17 protein-coding genes are annotated in these 17,704 nt (G+C 64.6%); 14 read left to right on the forward strand and 3 right to left on the reverse strand.

The window, feature by feature from the left end; genetic code table 11:
- Window positions 1-3: 3 nt before the first annotated feature.
- Together IZU87_RS03845 and IZU87_RS03850 are read left to right on the forward strand one after the other, a co-directional pair.
- On the forward strand, window positions 4-363 hold the full coding sequence (locus IZU87_RS03845) for a lipocalin-like domain-containing protein (RefSeq protein WP_474373081.1): 360 nt from the start codon (window positions 4-6) through the stop codon (window positions 361-363).
- Between the two features lie 214 nt (window positions 364-577).
- The gene (locus IZU87_RS03850; protein WP_043333698.1) at window positions 578-784 is read left to right on the forward strand and encodes a cold-shock protein; all 207 of its coding nucleotides are present in this window, start codon (window positions 578-580) and stop codon (window positions 782-784) included.
- Between the two features lie 239 nt (window positions 785-1,023).
- On the opposite strand, the gene IZU87_RS03855 is transcribed toward IZU87_RS03850, so the two are convergent.
- A complete protein-coding gene (locus IZU87_RS03855; RefSeq protein ID WP_054555293.1) occupies window positions 1,024-1,935 on the reverse strand; it encodes a LysR family transcriptional regulator in 912 nt (303 codons plus the stop codon).
- Window positions 1,936-2,565: 630 nt separating this feature from the next.
- On the opposite strand from IZU87_RS03855, the gene IZU87_RS03860 reads away from it, so the two are divergent.
- Both IZU87_RS03860 and IZU87_RS03865 read left to right on the forward strand, forming a co-directional pair.
- Window positions 2,566-3,546, forward strand: a complete 981-nt coding sequence (locus IZU87_RS03860; protein WP_213113721.1) for an MliC family protein — start codon at window positions 2,566-2,568, stop codon at window positions 3,544-3,546.
- Between the two features lie 153 nt (window positions 3,547-3,699).
- Window positions 3,700-4,329 (forward strand): FMN-dependent NADH-azoreductase, encoded by a 630-nt coding sequence (locus IZU87_RS03865; protein ID WP_213113722.1) that lies wholly within the window; start codon window positions 3,700-3,702, stop codon window positions 4,327-4,329.
- Window positions 4,330-4,439: 110 nt separating this feature from the next.
- On the opposite strand, the gene IZU87_RS03870 is transcribed toward IZU87_RS03865, so the two are convergent.
- Both IZU87_RS03870 and IZU87_RS03875 read right to left on the reverse strand, forming a co-directional pair.
- On the reverse strand, window positions 4,440-5,066 hold the full coding sequence (locus IZU87_RS03870) for an IMPACT family protein (RefSeq protein ID WP_043333702.1): 627 nt from the start codon (window positions 5,064-5,066) through the stop codon (window positions 4,440-4,442).
- Window positions 5,067-5,092: 26 nt separating this feature from the next.
- The gene (locus IZU87_RS03875) at window positions 5,093-5,569 is read right to left on the reverse strand and encodes a LexA family protein (RefSeq protein ID WP_043333703.1); all 477 of its coding nucleotides are present in this window, start codon (window positions 5,567-5,569) and stop codon (window positions 5,093-5,095) included.
- A gap of 474 nt (window positions 5,570-6,043) precedes the next feature.
- Here IZU87_RS03875 and ccmA point away from each other — a divergent pair, with 474 nt between their 5' ends.
- From ccmA to smc, 10 genes are all read left to right on the forward strand, one after another.
- Window positions 6,044-6,799, forward strand: a complete 756-nt coding sequence (ccmA, locus tag IZU87_RS03880) for a cytochrome c biogenesis heme-transporting ATPase CcmA (RefSeq protein WP_213113723.1) — start codon at window positions 6,044-6,046, stop codon at window positions 6,797-6,799.
- On the forward strand, window positions 6,796-7,518 hold the full coding sequence (ccmB, locus tag IZU87_RS03885) for a heme exporter protein CcmB (RefSeq protein ID WP_043333704.1): 723 nt from the start codon (window positions 6,796-6,798) through the stop codon (window positions 7,516-7,518). The genes ccmA and ccmB overlap by 4 nt, the downstream gene beginning before the upstream one ends.
- A gap of 165 nt (window positions 7,519-7,683) precedes the next feature.
- Window positions 7,684-8,451 (forward strand): heme ABC transporter permease, encoded by a 768-nt coding sequence (locus tag IZU87_RS03890; protein ID WP_213113760.1) that lies wholly within the window; start codon window positions 7,684-7,686, stop codon window positions 8,449-8,451.
- Window positions 8,448-8,714: a heme exporter protein CcmD gene (ccmD, locus tag IZU87_RS03895; protein ID WP_217485884.1), complete on the forward strand. Its 267-nt coding sequence runs from the start codon at window positions 8,448-8,450 to the stop codon at window positions 8,712-8,714. The genes IZU87_RS03890 and ccmD overlap by 4 nt, the downstream gene beginning before the upstream one ends.
- Window positions 8,715-8,795: 81 nt before the next feature.
- Window positions 8,796-9,302: a cytochrome c maturation protein CcmE gene (gene ccmE / locus IZU87_RS03900; protein WP_213113724.1), complete on the forward strand. Its 507-nt coding sequence runs from the start codon at window positions 8,796-8,798 to the stop codon at window positions 9,300-9,302.
- The gene (locus IZU87_RS03905) at window positions 9,302-11,302 is read left to right on the forward strand and encodes a heme lyase CcmF/NrfE family subunit (RefSeq protein WP_283248866.1); all 2,001 of its coding nucleotides are present in this window, start codon (window positions 9,302-9,304) and stop codon (window positions 11,300-11,302) included. The genes ccmE and IZU87_RS03905 overlap by 1 nt, the downstream gene beginning before the upstream one ends.
- Window positions 11,299-11,877 carry a DsbE family thiol:disulfide interchange protein gene (locus IZU87_RS03910; RefSeq protein ID WP_213113725.1) on the forward strand — a complete coding sequence of 193 codons (579 nt, stop codon included), beginning with the start codon at window positions 11,299-11,301 and terminating at the stop codon, window positions 11,875-11,877. Before IZU87_RS03905 ends, IZU87_RS03910 begins: the two co-directional genes overlap by 4 nt.
- Complete coding sequence (locus IZU87_RS03915) at window positions 11,874-12,452, forward strand: cytochrome c-type biogenesis protein (protein ID WP_339926765.1); 579 nt, start codon at window positions 11,874-11,876, stop codon at window positions 12,450-12,452. The genes IZU87_RS03910 and IZU87_RS03915 overlap by 4 nt, the downstream gene beginning before the upstream one ends.
- A complete protein-coding gene (gene ccmI, locus IZU87_RS03920; protein ID WP_213113726.1) occupies window positions 12,449-13,801 on the forward strand; it encodes a c-type cytochrome biogenesis protein CcmI in 1,353 nt (450 codons plus the stop codon). The genes IZU87_RS03915 and ccmI overlap by 4 nt, the downstream gene beginning before the upstream one ends.
- Window positions 13,802-14,096: 295 nt before the next feature.
- Window positions 14,097-17,618 (forward strand): chromosome segregation protein SMC, encoded by a 3,522-nt coding sequence (gene smc / locus IZU87_RS03925; protein ID WP_213113727.1) that lies wholly within the window; start codon window positions 14,097-14,099, stop codon window positions 17,616-17,618.
- Window positions 17,619-17,704 lie beyond the last annotated feature (86 nt).

The following is a 17,704-nucleotide window of genomic DNA, read 5'->3' on the forward strand; positions in this document are numbered from 1 at the left end:
GAGCTGGAGCCGCTGGGCGAGTGCAAGGGACAGCTGCATTACATGGCCAATGGCTATATGAGCGTGCAGCTGGTGTCCTGTGAGCGTCAGCCTCTGGGGATGGCGCCGACGGATGATCAGCTGGTCGCCGCCTTTCGTGAGGGCTTTGCCTACTGTGGGCGCTGGCAGTGGGACAGTGAGCGGCAGGAGGTCTGCCATCATCTGTCGCTGGCCACGATCGCCGATTGGGATGAAGTCACCCTTGTGCGGCGCGTCACGCTCGAGGGAGACCGCCTGCTGCTGGGGACCGATGCGCCGAATCTGCAGCTGCCCGAAGGGAGATTTCTGACCTGGCTGGAGTGGCATCGATTGGCGACTGTGTGAAGTGATTGTCGAAAAGGCTTGACGTGATCATGGGTTAGCGTGCAATGTAGCTCCTGTTGGATAGCAAGACGCACCACTCAGTCGCCTGTGCTGCTCGGTAAATCGCCTTGAGCGCCCCGAGAAGCCTCGCTGATTTGATGCATGGTTTTGCTTTGCCCACGCTCTTCGGGTAATGCCCGTTATTTCAAACATGCTAATCAGAGAGGAATTTCTCATGGCTACAGGTACAGTTAAGTGGTTCAACGACGCTAAAGGTTTTGGTTTCATCGCTCCGGCTGACGGTGGTGACGATCTGTTCGTTCACTTCTCCGAAGTCCAGGCTGATGGCTTCAAGACCCTGCAGGACGGCCAGCAGGTCTCCTTCGACGTGACCCAGGGCCAGAAAGGCCTGCAGGCAGCCAACGTCAAGGCTATCGACTGATCATCACTCATTGCGGAATGCTTTCCGCTTGAGGTGATAGGCGTCAAGAACCGCCCCAGCTCATGCTGGGGCGGTTCTGTTTGTGCTGAAGAAAAAGTCTTGCGCGCAAGCCGAAGTGATATGGCGCGAACAAGCAGTGATCAGCAGATACACGAAAGCCCCACCAATCGATGCCTTGCGGCCTGTCGAGTGGTGGGGCTTTCGTGTATCTATCCCTCGTAAGCGCTGAGGCTCGGGTATCAGGCAGGCTTCACGCCACTCAGCACCTCGAATGATGTCTCACGGGCGGTACGCAGGAAGTCGTCCATCCACGGCGTGCCGAGCAGGTCTTCTCTGACGGCGGCGTAGAGTGTCGCCCAGACACCGTCGCCCAGCGACAGGCCACGCACGTAATCGCGCGTCAGATACTCGGCCAGCGCCCAGTTGGGGAGCGCCGTGACGCCGCGGCCGCTGGCGACCAGCTGCATCATCATCACCGTCATCTCGGCACTGCGGATCTCGCGTGGGCTCACGTTGGCCGGTTCGAGGAACTGGGTGAAGACGTCCAGGCGATCATGCTCGACCGGATAGATGATCAAGGTCTCGTCGCACAGGTCCTGCGGCTCCACATGGCCCTTGATGGCCAGTGCATGCTGGCGTGCCACGGCCAGCATGACCTCATAGCGGAACAGCGGAATGTACTGGATGCCGGTCATCTCCACCGGGTTGGCGGTGATGACCAGGTCCAGCTGCTCGCGGCCCAATGCCTGCAGGGGAGCGAAGCTGTGGCCCGAGGGGATATCGACTTCAATCTCCGGCCAGTGATCGCGGAAGCGATCCACCGTCGGCATCAGCCACTGAAAACAGCTATGGCACTCGATGGCCATGTGCAGCCGGCCCTGCTCGCTACCCGCCATGCGAGCAATGTCGCGCTCAGCCATGCGGAACTGCGGCAGTACCTGCTCTGCCAGCGACAACAGGCGCTGTCCGGCGCGGGTGAACTCCACGGGGCGCGTCTTGCGGATGAACAGCGGCGCGCCCAGGCGCTCCTCGAGGTCCTTCAGCTGATGGGACAGGGCGGACTGGGTAAGGTGGACACGCTCCGCGGCTTCGACCAGCGAGCCAGCATCACGCAGGGCCAGCAGGGTACGCAGATGGCGCAATTCAAGCATGATGAATGGTGCTCATGTTGAGAGGTTGAGTGAGAAAGGTGCGTTGTGAACGGCAAGTTGAGACAGGCCAGTCGAGACAGGCAAGCCGAGAACGTTAAGTCGAGAACGATAAGTTGAAACTCCTGGTGCAAGCCGCGAGCGGGTCAATCACTCCCGCGTGACTGGATCAGTGGGGGGAGTGGCAGCGGGATTTTCTCCCCGCCAGGCCACCATCGTGGCGCGCGGTTGCCCGAGGGTGCTCATGACACTGTCTCATATTCATGGCGATTCGCGTATCACTCGGGGCGGCGGAACACGAAGGGCGCCGGAGTCAGGTGCCAGGAGGGTGTCATGCAAGGCCGGCAGGGCACGCGCCTTGTACCCTCAGTGCATTCCCATCCCCACAAGCCTCACTGCGCTTGATAGACTTTGGCAGGGTGCGCCAGGAAGGCCGCCGTCTCCGCCTTGAAGTCCAGCCATGCCGCAGTGTCTCGTCGCGAGAGTGCTGCGCTGCATCTTGTCGTCCGACATGCCCAGGGAGGGTTCATCATGTCACGTCACTGCTGTCGTCTTTTTGCCATTTCCCGTGTGTTGCCCCATAGGTGGGCCGCGAGCCTCACGCCAGGGATGATCGCTGTCGGTCGAGCGGGCTTGCGCCTGTCGCCTCTGGCGGTGCCCATGCTGCTGGCCGGATGTACCTCCCTGCCGTGGAGTCAGGATGCCGCGTCAGGGACGGATGCTGGCCAGCCGCCGCTCAAGGTGCCGGCTCCCGCGCAGGACCCGGGCCCCGTGGTGCATGAGGTGGCGAAGAAACCTGCGCCGCCCAGTGCGGAATCGCTGGGCAAGGCCGCTGCGGTGACCTTGCCCTCCAGCTTTCTGCCACCGCCCCGGGCGAGTGAGTATCAGGTGTGGCGCTGTACTCCGGCGCAGGATCTGCTGATGGCCTTCAGCGAAGGCGACGCCGAGGCATCGCATGACTGGTTGCGACTGTGGTCGCGGCGGCATGCCTATACCCTGGAGCGGGTCGTCAGTGCCTCCGGCGAGCGCTATCAGGCCAATGCCGGTGCATCGCCGGCCGAGCAGGCGTCTGGTGATGTGCAGGCGTTGCCCGGTGAAGAGGGGCTGGAGGTGTGGTTCAAGGGTTCCGAGGCGATGCTGCAGAATGCCCGCGGCAATCTGGAATGTGTGCAGGATGATCGGCGCGTGATTCATCCGACGACGCAGAAGCCGCTGTTGGTGGCGCAGGGCAATGAGCCCGGCTGGCAGGTCAGTCTCGACAGCGAGCACAACCTGCTGACGTTGACGGCCATGCAGGGCTTGCTCGAGTCGCCGCACGAGGCGCAGGCATCCGAGCGCTCTGCAGAAACGGAGGCTGGTGCTCGCTCGTCAGGTGTCCAGGTGGTGAAGCTGCCTTATCGGGTCGCCCATGAGGCAAACGATAGCCGTGTGCTCAAGGCGCAACTCCCGGCTGACGGCAAGCAGGGCGAGCCATTGCAGCTGGTGGTCGCGCCGGGCGCCTGCTTCGATTCCATGCAGGGCGCGCCCTATCCACTGACGGCGACCTTGACGATTGCAGGGCAGAAATTGAAGGGCTGTGGCGAGGCGTTCCGTTATCAGTCGGCAGTCGAATAAGGGTGATGACTGACTAATTGTTCGCTTTTTTCGAATGATATGGGCGATTTAAGTCGCTTTTCGTGTGGAATGGTTCATTTATCATGCTGTGCATGCGGATCGGGTCGAACACCGTCGACAGGATCGCGCCTCACTTTCATGGAGACCCTCCACATGTCAAAAGCTTCGCTCAATGTCCTGCTGGTGTCTGCTTCCCTGTTCGCCGACAAGGGCAATTCACGTGCGCTGGCCGCATCCTTCGTCAGTGCGCTCGAGGCCTCCGGGCAGCCATTTCAGCTGACGCATCATGATCTGGTCGAGCGTGACCTGCCGCATCTCGATGGCGCGGAAATGCAGGCCTGGATGACGCCGGCGGATGAGCGTAGCGCCGAGCAACGCAAGCTCGCCGCACTTTCCGATGGTTTTCTGGCCGAGCTGAGAGCGGCAGACCTGCTGGTCGTTGCGGCACCGCTCTACAATCTGGGCCTGCCGACGCAGATGAAGGCGTGGTTCGACCGGGTGCTGCGCGCCGGCGAGACCTTCCGCTATACCGAGAAAGGGCCGGTGGGCCTGCTGGAAGGCAAGCAGGCGCTGGTACTGGCGGCGCGTGGCGGCATGTACGCGGGCACTGAAATGGATTCCCAGACACCACATCTGAAATCCATGCTCGGGCTGATGGGCATCACGGATCAGCACTTCGTGTATGCCGAAGGCCTCAGCATGGGCGATGAGCCCAGGGCCGCCTCGCTGGCCGAGGCCAAGGCTGCCATCGCCAATCAGGTGGAAGCCCTGCAGTTCAGCTGAGAAAAGTGAAAACACGAACGCCATCGCCGCCCGGACAAGGGGCGGCGATGGCGTTCGTGTTTGTGCACAGCCAAAGAGAATCGCTGGCGCCGGTCAGTCGCTGATGCAGATCAGTCGCGGGAGTCGAGCACTTCCAGCGCTCCCTTGAGGCGCGCATGCAGTTCTTCCAGCGGCGGCTGGGCGCCGCCTTGCGGCCAGCCCGCCGTCAACACCACGCCATCGGCACCATAGTCGCTTGCATCCACCGGCACATCGTAGCCGCTCAACCAGTGGCGAACATCGGCTTCATGGGCGAAGCCGACCTTCAGGCGCCTGGGCGTGCGCGGCGTGAAGGTCGTGGTGGGCAGGTGCTCGAGCGCCTCGAGCACCGCGCGGCTGTATGCGCGCGCCAGGCCGCCGGTGCCCAGCTTGATGCCGCCGAAGTAGCGGATCACCACGCAGGCCACCTGGCCGACGCCACTGCCTTCGAGCACCTGATACATCGGCCTGCCAGCAGTGCCGCCCGGCTCGCCATCATCGGAGAAGCCGATGGCATTCTGCTCATTGGGTGCCCCGGCGATGAACGCCGTGCAGTGATGGCGTGCGTTGGGGTGGGCGAGATGCGCCTGAGCCAGCAGCCGCGTCATGCCTTCTGGCGTCGGGGCATGGGCCAGCCAGGCGATGAAGCGGCTCTTCTCGATCTCGATGCTGTGTTCATGATGCGCCTCGGGCGCCAGTGCCGGTATCAGATAGGTCATGGCACCATCTTACCAAAGCGTCGCCCTCAGTGAGTGACGGCATTGCCGCGCACCACGCCCATCACCATGCCCAGCACTTCGATATCGGCATTCTTGAGATAGATGGGGGCCATGCTGTCGTTGGCCGGTTGCAGGCGCACGCCGGTCTTCTCGATATACAGCTTCTTCAGCGTCACTTCCTGCTGGTTGATCATCACCACGGCGGTCTCGCCGTTCTCGGCGCTTTCGCTGCGTTCGATGATGATGATGTCGCCATCATGGATATTGCAGTTGATCATCGAATGGCCGCGCACGCGCAGGGCGTAGGTATTGCGGCGCACCATGCGCGTCGGCACGGCAACAGTACCGCAGTCGGCGATGGCTTCGATGGGCATGCCGGCCGTGATGTTGCCGAGCAGCGGGATATCCATCATGTCGCTGGCGGTGATTTCCTGCCAGGCCTGGTCATTGAGCGGCAGGTTGTGAAGACGCTGAAGGTAGTGCGGAGCGTGAAGACGTGACATGAGCTATCCCCTGATGCCGTGCGGTCGGCGCGGATGGTGCGTCGGCCTGCGGTGCAGCGTGGAGGGTCGTCAGGCTGAGTTCATCTGTCGCCTGCTAGGCTCCGCGAACATGCTGACAACGCGTTGAGCCGACCCGATCAGTCTGTGCCTGCACTCGGCAGGCGTGTGATGAAGGTACTGTATGGATACTGTTTTTGTATACAGTGTCTGCATCATAGCAAGCTCTCGCGAAGTGGCAAGAGGTGAGCGGATCGACCAGCGCCAATCCAGCGAAAGTGTGTCGTATGAATGTGCACCACATGTCGCTGATATATTTCTCGAGTGCTTGACTGCCCGTCATGGCGGGGCTGCGAGGCCAGGCGATCGGCTGCTCGGTGGTCAGTGTCGACCTCAGCTCGTAGAATGGCTCGCAGTGACCCTTTGGGTCTGCTTTTGATGTCGCACTCCGCGACGGCTCAGCCGCGAGAATCCGGGATGCCCAGCCTGCCTGCCAGCGATGAAGTCTGTAGCGCGCCGCCTCTGTTGGCGGTCGTGGCGCTCGGCTGTGAGCGTGATGAGCGCTGGCTGTTCGAGGGGCTGGATCTTTCGCTGCATGCGGGAGAGATCCTGCAGGTCGAGGGCCCCAATGGCAGTGGCAAGACGACCCTGCTCAAGATTCTGTCCGGTCAGTTCCATGACTACGAGGGCGAGGTGCTGTGGCGCGGCCAGCCCACCTCGCGGGTGCGTGACGACTTTCTGGGCTCACTGCTCTATCTGGGTCACCAGCCCGGCATCAAGGGCACCCTGACCGCCTTGGAAAACCTTGCCTGGTATCAGGCGCTGGGCGGTCAACCGCAGGCGAAGGCAGAGGCCCGCCGCGAGCTCGCCTGGGCAGCGCTGGACGCCGTGGGGCTGGCCGGTTTCGAGGATGTGCCTGCCCAGCAGCTGTCCGCCGGTCAGCAGCGGCGTATCGCGCTGGCGCGGCTGCATCTGACGCCACGCCGGCTGTGGGTGCTCGATGAGCCCTTCACCGCCATCGATCGCGACGGCGTTCAGGCGCTGGAGGCACTGCTGCTGGCTCACGCCCAGCGTGGGGGCAGCGTGGTGATGACGACTCATCATCGCTTCTCACAGGCCTCGCGCTTGCGCCGCCTGTGCCTGGGCGCGAAGGAAGGGGAGAAGGCCGAACAGGGTTCAGAGCAGGGCGTGGGCGGGAAAGACACAGCCTCGATACAAGGCGCCTCGGCATGAACCATGAGCTGCTGACGGCATTGCCCGAGGCCCCGCCCACCAGTTCGCTGGCCGGGGCTTTCAAGGCGACCCTCGCGCGCGACCTGCGTCAGGCGCTGCGCCGACGCAGTGAGCTGATCAATCCTCTGGTGTTCTTCGCCCTGGTGATCACGCTGTTTCCGCTGGGCATCTCCCCGGACAAGGCGCTGCTGGCGACGCTGGCGCCGGGCCTGCTGTGGGTGGCGGCATTGCTGGCGACGCTGCTGTCACTGGATGGTCTGTTCCGGCAGGATCTGGAGGACGGCAGTCTCGAGCAACTGCTGCTGACGCCGCAGCCATTGCCGTTGCTGGTGCTGGCCAAGGTAGCGGGCCACTGGCTGCTGACCGGCCTGCCGCTGGCGCTGATGGCGCCCTTGCTGGGCGTGATGCTGGGGCTGCCGAGCGGCGCCTTTGGTGTGTTGATCGCCTCGCTGGCGCTGGGCAGCATGAGTCTGTCATTGATCGGCGCGATCGGTGCGGCGCTCACGGTGGGGCTGCGGCGTGGCGGGGTGCTGCTCTCGCTGATCATCCTGCCGCTGTACATTCCGGTGCTGATCTTCGGTGCCGGCGCCGTACAGAGCGCCGTCAATGGCATGCCCAGCCTGGCCCATCTGGCCATTCTGGGCGCGATGCTGGCGCTGGCCTTGCTGCTGGCGCCGCTTGCCATCGCCGCCGGACTCAGGCTGAGCATCAATGGCTAGCCCGATCAAGAACTGCATGACGCTGCCCGAGCATTCTCGGGCTTTCGCAAGGCTCTTCATTGCCCCTGACAAGAGGCCCGTGTGACCGCCGACTCCGACTCTCCTCAAGCGCCTGCCCGCAAGGTTCGCCCCCGCAAGGGCGGGCTATGGCCGTGGTTGCATCGCATGGGCGCACCGGCGACCTTCTTCGCGGCCAGCCAGCGCTGGCTGCCGTGGCTCTGGGCCCTGGCCATCATCGCGCTGGTGGCCGGCAGTGTCTGGGGGCTGGCCTTCGCGCCCGCCGACTACCAGCAGGGCAACAGCTTCCGCATCATCTATGTGCATGTGCCGGCGGCGATTCTCGCCCAGTCGTGCTTCATGCTGCTGGCGGTGTGCGCGCTGCTCTTCCTGGTGTGGAAGATCAAGCTGGCGGACATGGTCGCCACGGCCGCCGCGCCTGTCGGAGCCCTGATGACGGCGCTGGCACTGTTTTCCGGCTCGGTGTGGGGCATTCCCACCTGGGGCACCTGGTGGATCTGGGATGCCCGGCTGACCTCGATGCTGATCCAGCTGTTCCTGTATCTGGGCGTGATCGTGCTGCGTGGCTCCTTCGCCAGCCGTGACAGCGGTTCGCGTGCGGCCTCGATCCTGGCGCTGGTCGGCATGGTCAACATCCCGATCATCAAGTATTCGGTGGACTGGTGGAGCACACTGCATCAACCGGCCACCTTCACGCTCAGCGAAGCGCCGCCGATGCCGGCCAGCATGTGGATCCCCTTGCTGATGATGGTGATCGGCTTCTACGCCCTGTTCGGCGCGCTGGTGCTGATGCGCACGCGGGTCGAGGTGCTGAGGCGCGAGAGTCGCAAGCAGTGGGTGCGTGATCTGCTGAGTCCGTCTTCGCGTGCGCGCCCCGATGCTGCGGTGGTCGCGGTAGAAGGGGACAAGCCATGAACCTGCCGGGCATCGCTTTCTCGAGTGTCAGCGAGTTCTTCGCCATGGGCGGCCATGCGCTGTATGTGTGGTCGGCCTGGGGGCTGACGGCGGCGTGTCTGGTGGGGCTGGTGATTGCCACGCGGCTGTCGCGTCGCGCGCTGGAGGCGGATATCCGTCGCCGCCTGCGCCGTGACGCTTCCCGTCATTCTTCGCACCCTGCTTCACACCGCGCTTCGCATCGTTCGTCACATCAGGCTTCGCGCCACAGCTCTCGTGATTGAACCTGTTTTCTGCCTCCCGCGGCGGTTGTCCCGCCGGCCGCGAGAGGCTTGACCGTCCCTTGCCCTGATCGAGCCCTGACCATGACTCCCAAACGCAAGCAGCGCCTGTATATCGTCACGGCCATCGTGCTGCTGGCCGCCCTCGCGGTGGGCCTGACCCTCTATGCCCTGCGCGCCAACATCAACGCCTTTTATACCCCGACGCAGATCGCCAGTGGCGAAGCGCCTCAGGGGCGGCAGATCCGTGCGGGCGGCATGGTGCGTGATGGTAGTGTCAGGCGCGACAACGAGACGCTGGATGCCATCTTCACCGTTACGGATTTCGATCATGACGTGACGGTGCATTATCAGGGCATCCTGCCGGACCTGTTCCGTGAAGGGCAGGGCGTGGTGGTGATGGGCACCTTCGATGGTGAGCATCTCGAGGCCAGCGAGGTGCTGGCCAAGCATGACGAGAAGTACATGCCGCCGGAGGTGACCGATGCACTCAAGGCCTCCGGGCGTGATGTGTCTGGTAACAGGACGGGCAACCTGACCAGCGACAGCAGCGCTGCCAAGGCCGCGCTCGATCCGCAGGAGACCCCGTGATGGTGACGCAACTGTTGCCGGAAATCGGCCACTTCGCGCTGATTCTGGGTGCCTGTCTGGCCTGTGTGCAGGCGGTCGTACCGCTGGCGGGGGCCAGTACGCGCCGTCCGCTGTGGATGAGCTTCGCCCAGCCGATGGCCTGGGGGCAGTTCCTGTTCGTGCTGATCGCCTATGCCTGCCTGACCGCGAGCTTCCTGCTGGATGATTTCAGCGTCGCCTACATCGCCAACAACTCCAACAGCCAGTTGCCGTGGTACTTCAAGTTCAGCGCCGTGTGGGGCAGCCATGAGGGCTCGGTGCTGCTGTGGAGCCTGATACTGGCCGGCTGGGGCTTTGCCGTCTCGCTGGGCGCACGCCATCTGCCGCGCGACATGCTGGCACGGGTGCTGGGCATCATGGGGCTGATCTCCACCGGCTTCATGGCCTTCGTGCTGCTGACCTCCAATCCCTTCGCGCGCCTGCTGCCGGACATGCCGGCTGACGGCGCGGACCTCAATCCGCTGCTGCAGGACATCGGGCTGATCATCCATCCGCCGATGCTCTACATGGGCTACGTGGGCTTCTCGGTGGCGTTCGCGTTCGCGATGGCGGCACTGATGGGCGGGCGTCTCGATGCGGCCTGGGCACGCTGGGCGCGCCCCTGGACCAACATCGCCTGGGCCTTCCTCACCGTCGGCATCGCGCTGGGCAGCTGGTGGGCCTACTACGAGCTCGGCTGGGGCGGCTGGTGGTTCTGGGACCCGGTGGAGAACGCCTCCTTGATGCCGTGGCTGGCCGGTACCGCCCTGATCCACTCGCTAGCGGTCACCGAGAAGCGCGGCGCCTTCAAGAGCTGGACGGTACTGCTGTCGATCTTCGCCTTCTCGCTGTCACTGCTGGGCACCTTCCTGGTGCGCTCCGGTGTGCTGACCTCGGTGCACGCCTTCGCCAGCGACCCCGATCGCGGGCTGTTCATTCTCGTACTGCTCGGCATTACCGTCGGTGGCTCGCTGCTGCTGTTCGCGCTGCGCGCGCCGCGCGTGCGTTCGACGCTGGGCTTTCACTGGCTGTCGCGGGATGCCTTCCTGCTGGTCAACAATCTCGTACTGCTGGTGATGATGGTCACCGTGCTGCTGGGCACCCTCTATCCGCTGGTGCTGGACTCGCTGGGGCTGGGCAAGATCTCGGTGGGCCCGCCGTACTTCAATGCGCTGTTCGTGCCGCTGACCACGCTGCTGTGTGCCTTCATGGGCCTCGGGCCGGCCTCGCGCTGGAAGCAGATGCCGGGCCGCGAGCTTATGCGTCGTCTGGCGCTGGCCGGCTGCGCGGCACTCGTCATCGGCGGCCTGCTGCCACTGACGCTGGATATCGAGTGGAGCTTCTCGGTGGCGCTCGGACTGGTCATCGCGCTGTGGGTGGTGCTGCCGTTGCTGCGCGACCTGTGGGACAAGAGTGCCTCGAAGGCGGGGCGCTGGGCGGGGCTCAAGCGCCTCACGCCCAGCTACTGGGGCATGCAGCTGGCGCATCTGGGGCTGGCGGTGACCATCGTCGGCGTGACGCTGGTCTCCAATACCGAGGTCGCCGAGAACGTGCGCATGGTGCAGGGCAAGGAAGTCAGCGTGGGCGGCTATCAGTTCCGCATGACAGAACTTGGCGAATATCGCGGCCCCAACTACCTGTCGGACCGCGCCACGGTGGAAGTCAGCCGTGATGGCAAGGCGGTGACGACACTGCATCCCGAGAAGCGTCTGTTCCTGGCCAGCGGCATGCCGATGACCGAGACCGCGCTCGATGCCGGCTTCACGCGTGACCTCTACGTCGCCATGGGCGAGAAGCTGGATGACGATAGCTGGGCGGTACGCATCCAGGTCAAACCCTTCGTGCGCTGGCTGTGGCTGGGCGCCTTGCTGATGGGGGCGGGCGGTGTGATCGCCGTGCTGGATCGCCGTTATCGCCGCCGTGTCGAGGCCAGCACGGCCTCTGACACCCGCTCCCTCGCCACGCAGGAGGCTCACCCATGAATGTTCGTCGTCTGGTGCTGTTCGTGCCGCTGGTGGTCGTGGTGGGGCTGGGTGCCTTCCTCTACCAGCGCCTCGATGATGACCCCTATGCACGGGACTCCGCGCTGCTGTCGCGGCCCTTCCCCGAATTCTCGCTCAGCACCTTGAGTGAGCCGCAGGCGCGCCTCGATGCTTCGCTGCTCAAGGGGCAGGTCAGCCTCGTCAACGTCTGGGGCGAGTGGTGCCCGACCTGCAAGCACGAGATGCCGCAGCTGCTGGATCTCGCCAGCCGCGGCGTACACATGGTCGGCGTCGACTACAAGGACACCCGCGCCAAGGGCCGCCAGTTCCTGGAGGAATTCGGCAACCCGTTCAGCGTCAATCTGTTCGACCCCGAGGGCTCGCTGGGCTTTGATCTCGGCGTCTATGGGGCACCGGAAACCTTCCTGGTCGATGCCGAGGGTGTGATCCGCTATCACCACACCGGCTACATCCGCCCCGAAGATGTCCGCGACGTCATCCTGCCGACGCTGGAGCGCATTGCGGAGCCCGCGACTGATGCTGCCAGCATGCCCGATGAGGAGGCCAGCTCATGAAATCCGTGCTCAGGAGTTTCGCCATCCCGCTGGTGCAGGCGCTGGTGGTGCTGATGTTTCTTGCCTGGCTGTCAGCCGGCAAGGCGCATGCCGCCATCGAGATGCATCAGTTCGACAACCCGGTGCTGCAGAAGCGCTACGACAGCCTGACCGCCGCGCTGCGCTGCCCCAAGTGTCAGAACCAGGCGATCGGTGACTCGGACTCCCCCATCGCCGGTGACATGCGCCAGAACGTGGCGGACCTGCTCAAGGACGGCCGCAGCGACAGCGAGATCCAGAATTTCATGATCGCGCGCTTCGGCGAGTACGTGCTCTACAACCCGCGCCTCGATGGGCGTACCTGGCTGCTGTGGGGCGGTCCCGCTGTTTTGATTCTGCTCGGTTTGCTGGTCGTGACCCTGATCGTGCGCGCCCGGCGGCGTGCACGTGTGCGTGCGCTGGATGATGATGAGCAGGCGCGCCTGTCGGCACTGCTTGCCACGCACCGCCAGGCCGTTGATGAGCAGACAGGTGATGAGCCGCGCGCAGATGAGCAACCCGGCGCTGGGCAACACACTGCCAAGGAGCGCTCATGATCCTGTTATGGCTGGCGATTGCCGTGCTGTTGATTCCCGCCGGCTGGCTGCTGCTGCTGCCGTTGCGGCGGGCGCGTCGCGTGCATGCCGATCAGCAGGCGTTCGAGGACAATGACAGCCTCGGCGCCGAGAACGTGCGTGTCTATCGGCGTCGACTGGCCTCGCTGGAGCGTGGCCATGCGCGCGGCGAGCTGGATGACACGGCGCTGGCGGAAGGGCGGGTCGAGCTGGAACGCAGCCTGCTGGAAGACGCTGAATCCCTGAAGCGCTCTCCGCTCAAGGCGGCCAGCAGTGGCCGTGTGCTGGTGCCCGTGTTGCTGGTGGCGATGGTGGCGGGCTCGCTTTACTGGTATCAGCGCGAAGGCGCGAGCGGGGACCTGGCGCTGGCGCAGGTGATTGCCGCCACGCCGATCCATGATGCCGCCAGCTTCGAGGCGCGCATCGCCCGGCTGCGCGCCGAGGCCGAGGCCCAGCCCGACAACGCCAAGGTGTGGATGGCGCTGTTCCCGCTCTACCGCGATGCCGGACGTCTCGATGAGGCCATGCAGTCGCTCGAGGCGTTGATCGCGCTCGAGGGCCGAGTACCTGCGCTGATCGCGCAGCTGGCGCAGCTCAAGTTCTTCGCCGCCCAGCGCACCCTGACCGATGAGGTCCAGGCGCTGGTCGATGAAGCACTGGCGGCCGATCCGCGTCAGCCGACGGTACTCGGCCTGCTCGGGATCGAGGCCTTCGATCATGCCCGCTATCCCGAGGCGATCGATTACTGGCGCAAGGCGATTGCCGGCTTCGAGAACCCCGATGCCGCCAAGGCGCTGCGCGAAGGCATCAAGGCCGCGCGCCAGCGCATGGCCAGTGCCGGTGATGTCGATGCCTCGGTCGCCCTGGCCAACTCGGTCGCGCCAGATCAAGGCGCGGCGGCTGATCAGGACAGCAAGGAGGGCGCTGCACGCCTGACGCTCAAGGTGTCACTGGACCCGGCGCTCAAGGCGCAGCTGGCGGCGCTGCCGGTCAGTGCCGAAGCGGCGACCCTGTTCATCGTGGCGCGTGATGGCGAAGGCAAGCTGCCGCCGCTGGCAGTGGTGCGCACCACCGCGGACAAGCTGCCGCTGACGCTCACTCTGTCGGACGACAACGCCATGGCCCCGATGGCGCGGCTCTCGATGGCCGAGCGCGTCACGCTCGTGGCGCGTATCTCCGCTTCCGGGCAGCCGACGGCCCAGCCGGGGGATCTCGAAGGCAAGCTCGAGAATGTCATCGTCACCCGCAGTGCTGACGCCGGCGGCGAGAAAGGCGCTGATGCGACACAGGCACCGCTGGCACTGCGCATCGATCACCGCGTCACTCAGTAAGCCGCGATTGGCCCCCGGCCCGCGCGATGACGGCTTCGTTTGTCATTGCGCCGGTTGGGGCCATCGCTGCTTTTGGGTAGACTGCGCGCTTGTTTTTCGAAAATACCCTCGATGACCGGCTGTCTCGTCGTAAGGACATGTTTACCTTGCGGCGGTGCGGGCTCCTATCGAAAGGCCTGCGACGCCGCGGTATTTCAGGTTTTTCTGCGTCAGAGCTTCTTTCTCTAGAACTTATTTCTTCAGAACTTATTTCTTCAGACCTTCTTTCTCCAGACTCAAGGACGCGCCAGGCGCAATGCGGCTCAAATCGATCAAGCTGGTCGGCTTCAAATCCTTCGTCGATCCGGTCACCGTGCCCTTCGACAGCAACATGACGGCGATTCTCGGCCCCAACGGCTGCGGGAAATCGAATGTCATCGATGCTGTGCGCTGGGTGATGGGCGAGTCCAGCGCCAAGAATCTGCGTGGCGAGTCGATGACGGACGTCATCTTCAATGGCTCCACCGGGCGCAAGCCGGTGGGGCAGGCCTCCATCGAGCTGACCTTCGACAATGCCGATGGCAGCCTCGGGGGCGCCTGGTCCGAGTACGCCGAGATCGCCGTCAAGCGTCTGGTGACGCGCGATGGCCAGTCCGGCTACTTCCTCAATGGCCAGAAATGTCGCCGGCGTGATATCGCCGACGTCTTCCTCGGCACCGGCCTCGGGCCGCGCTCCTACTCCATCATCGGTCAGGGCATGATCTCGCAGCTGATCGAGGCGCGCCCGGATGACCTGCGTAGTACCCTCGAGGAAGCCGCGGGCATCTCCAAGTACAAGGAGCGCCGCCGCGAGACCGAGAACCGCATGAAGCGCACCCAGGAGAACATGGAGCGCCTGGATGACCTGCGTGAGGAGCTCGACAAGCAGCTCGAGCGCCTCAAGCGTCAGGCCGAGGCCGCCAAGCGCTATCAGACCCTCAAACAGGACGAATATCGCCTCAAGGGCGAGCTGGCCGTGTTGCGTCGGCGGGGCCTGCGTGCGCAGCAGCGCGAGCAGCAGTCACGCGTCGCGGAGCTGGAAACCGGCGTCGAGCGCGAGATTCTTGGTCAGCGTCAGTGCGAGAGCCAGCTGGAAGAGCAGCGCTATCAGCACGACGAGCTGGCGGGAGAGCTGGAAACCCATCAGGCCGCTTTCTATGAGACCGGCGCCCAGATCGCGCGCCTCGAGCAGAGTCTTGAGCATGCCCGCACCCGTGAGCAGCAGCTGGCGGCGGATCTCGAGATGGCCAGGCGTGAGCTGAGCGACATCCAGCGCGTCGAGGGTGAGGACGGCGAGCGCCTCGAGATGATCGATGCGCGCCTGGAAGATATCGCCCCGGAACTCGAGCTGGCCCGCGAGACCCTCGAAGGGCTCGAGCTGGCATTGGAGGAGGCCGAAGAGCGCCGCCAGGACAGCCAGAGCGAGTGGGAGCGCTTCAGTCAGGCCGACAACGAATCCCAGCGTGGCGCCGAGCGGGCCCAGAGCGAGATCCAGCAGCTCGAGAATGCCATCGCCGATGCCGAGCGCCAGCGCGAGCGCCGTCGCCAGCAGCTGGCGGAGCTGCCGGATGTCGCCGAGTTGCGTGAAGCCCGCGAGGAGCTGCGCGAGCAGCTCGATGAATTGTCGCTCAGCGGCGAATCGCTGGAGTCGCGTCGCGAGCAGGCCAGTGAAGCCCGTGAGCAGGCCCAGGCTGATCGTCTGGCGCTGGATGGAGAGCGCGATCAGCTGCGCCAGCGTCGCAACGTCTTGCAGGGCGAGAAGGCCTCGCTTGAGGCACTGATCGACGCGGCGCTGCGTGACGACGATGACAGCCTGGCGAGCCACCTGGAGCAGCACGGGCTCGCCGAGACCCCGGCGCTGGCCGAGGGGCTCGAGGTCGCCGAGGGCTGGGAATCGGCCAGTGCCTGGGTGCTGGGCCCCTTCCTCAAGGCGCGCCTGGCGGCGAGCGAGCCGTCGCGTCTGGCCACGCTGATGGATGAGCTGCCCGGCGGCGAGCTGTTGCTGGTCGATGGCACGCCGGCGTCCAGCGCGGCAGACCGACCCGCTGGCACCCTGGCGGCGCAGGTGAGTGGCGCGGATGCCTTGGCCGGCTGGCTGGCCAGCATCCACTGTGTCGAGTCGCAGGCAGCCGCCTGGGCCAGGCGTGATTCTCTGGCCGCGCACGAGAGCGTGCTGACCCCGGACGGCCTGTGGTTGGGGCAGGGCTGGAGCCGCCGTCAGGTGGCCGGTGAACGTGCCGATAGCGTCATCTCCCAGCGGGCGCGCCTCGAGCAGGTCGTGCTGGAACTCGAGTCACTGGATGAGCGTCTCGAGGAGATCGAGACGCGTCTGGCCGTAGCCGCCGAACAGATTGCCGGCGCCGAGCAGCAGCTCGAGCATCTGCGCGTCGAAGAGCGGGAGCTTGGCGAGCGCCAGCGTGAACTCAGTCTCAAGGAGGCCGGCATCGCCAGCCGCCTGGAGCATGTCGATGGCCGCGCTCGTGAGCTGGATGAGGAGCTCGAGCAGCTGGCGGAAACGCGCGAAACTCAGGCCCTGACGCTGGAGGAGGCGCGTGAGCGCTGGCAGCAGGCATTGGAGGCGGTCGAGAACAATGCCAAGTCGCGCGAGTCGCTGGAGCGTTCACGGCGCGAACATCAGGAGGCGCTGGCCGGGCTGCGTGCCCAGCTGGCGCCCGCGCGTGAGCAGGTCAACCGTCTCGACATGGAGCGTCAGCGCCTGACCACCGAGCGTGACGGCATGCAGGGCCAGCGCATGCGAGCCGTCGAGCAGCGCGAGAAGCTCGCCGAGCGCATCGAGATGCTCGAGGCCAGCCGCGAAGAAGCCTCACTGCCGCAGGAAGAAGAGCGCGAAAAGCTCGAGATGCTGCTCGAGACACGTCTGTATCAGGAAACCAAGCTCAACGCCTGTCGTGACAAGACTCATGAATTGGTCGAACAGATGCGTCAGGCGGAACAGTCGCGTCAGACTCATGAGCGCAATCTCGAGGGGATTCGCCAGCGCCTCGAGGAAGGCCGCATGCAGGTGCAGGCGCTGACCCTCAAGGGCGATGCGCAGGACGAGCAGCTGGCGGAACTGGGCTATGACGAGGCGGCGATCGCGCAGCTCGAGGACGAGCTGGACCCCAATGCCACCGAATCGGCCTGGAGCCACAACCTTGAGCAGATCGGCGAACGCATCAAGCGGCTGGGGGCCATCAACCTGGCGGCCATCGAGGAATACGACCAGCAGGCCGAGCGTCGCAACTATCTGGAAGCCCAGCATGCCGAGCTGAGCGAAGCGCTGGAGACCCTCGAGCGCGCCATCCGCAAGATTGATCAGGAAACACGGGTGCGCTTCAAGGACACCTTCGACAAGGTCAATGCCGGAATCCAGGCGCTTTTCCCCAAGATCTTCGGGGGCGGAACCGCATGGTTGACGCTGACTGGTGATGATTTGCTGGAGACGGGAGTCGCGATTATGGCGCGGCCACCGGGCAAGAAAAACTCCACCATTCACCTGCTGTCAGGCGGCGAGAAGGCACTGACGGCACTGGCGCTGGTCTTCGCCATCTTCCAGCTCAATCCGGCCCCGTTCTGCATGCTCGATGAGGTGGATGCACCGCTGGATGATGCCAACGTCGGACGCTATGCAAGGCTGGTGAAGGAGATGTCGGAAAGCGTACAGTTCATCTATATCACCCATAACAAGATCGCCATGGAAGCGGCAGATCGGCTGATGGGTGTCACCATGCAGGAACCCGGCGTCTCGCGCCTTGTCTCTGTAGGGATAGAAGAAGCTGCCGTGCTTGCCGAAGCGTGAGGGAAAAGCCGTTCAGGAGGGCAAGGTCATCCTCCGGCGCGGTAGCCAGTGGCCGCCTTGGCGGCCTAGTTGGCAAGATCGTGTTG

It is taken from the genome of Cobetia sp. MC34, from assembly GCF_018340035.1.
GTDB lineage: Bacteria > Pseudomonadota > Gammaproteobacteria > Pseudomonadales > Halomonadaceae > Cobetia > Cobetia amphilecti.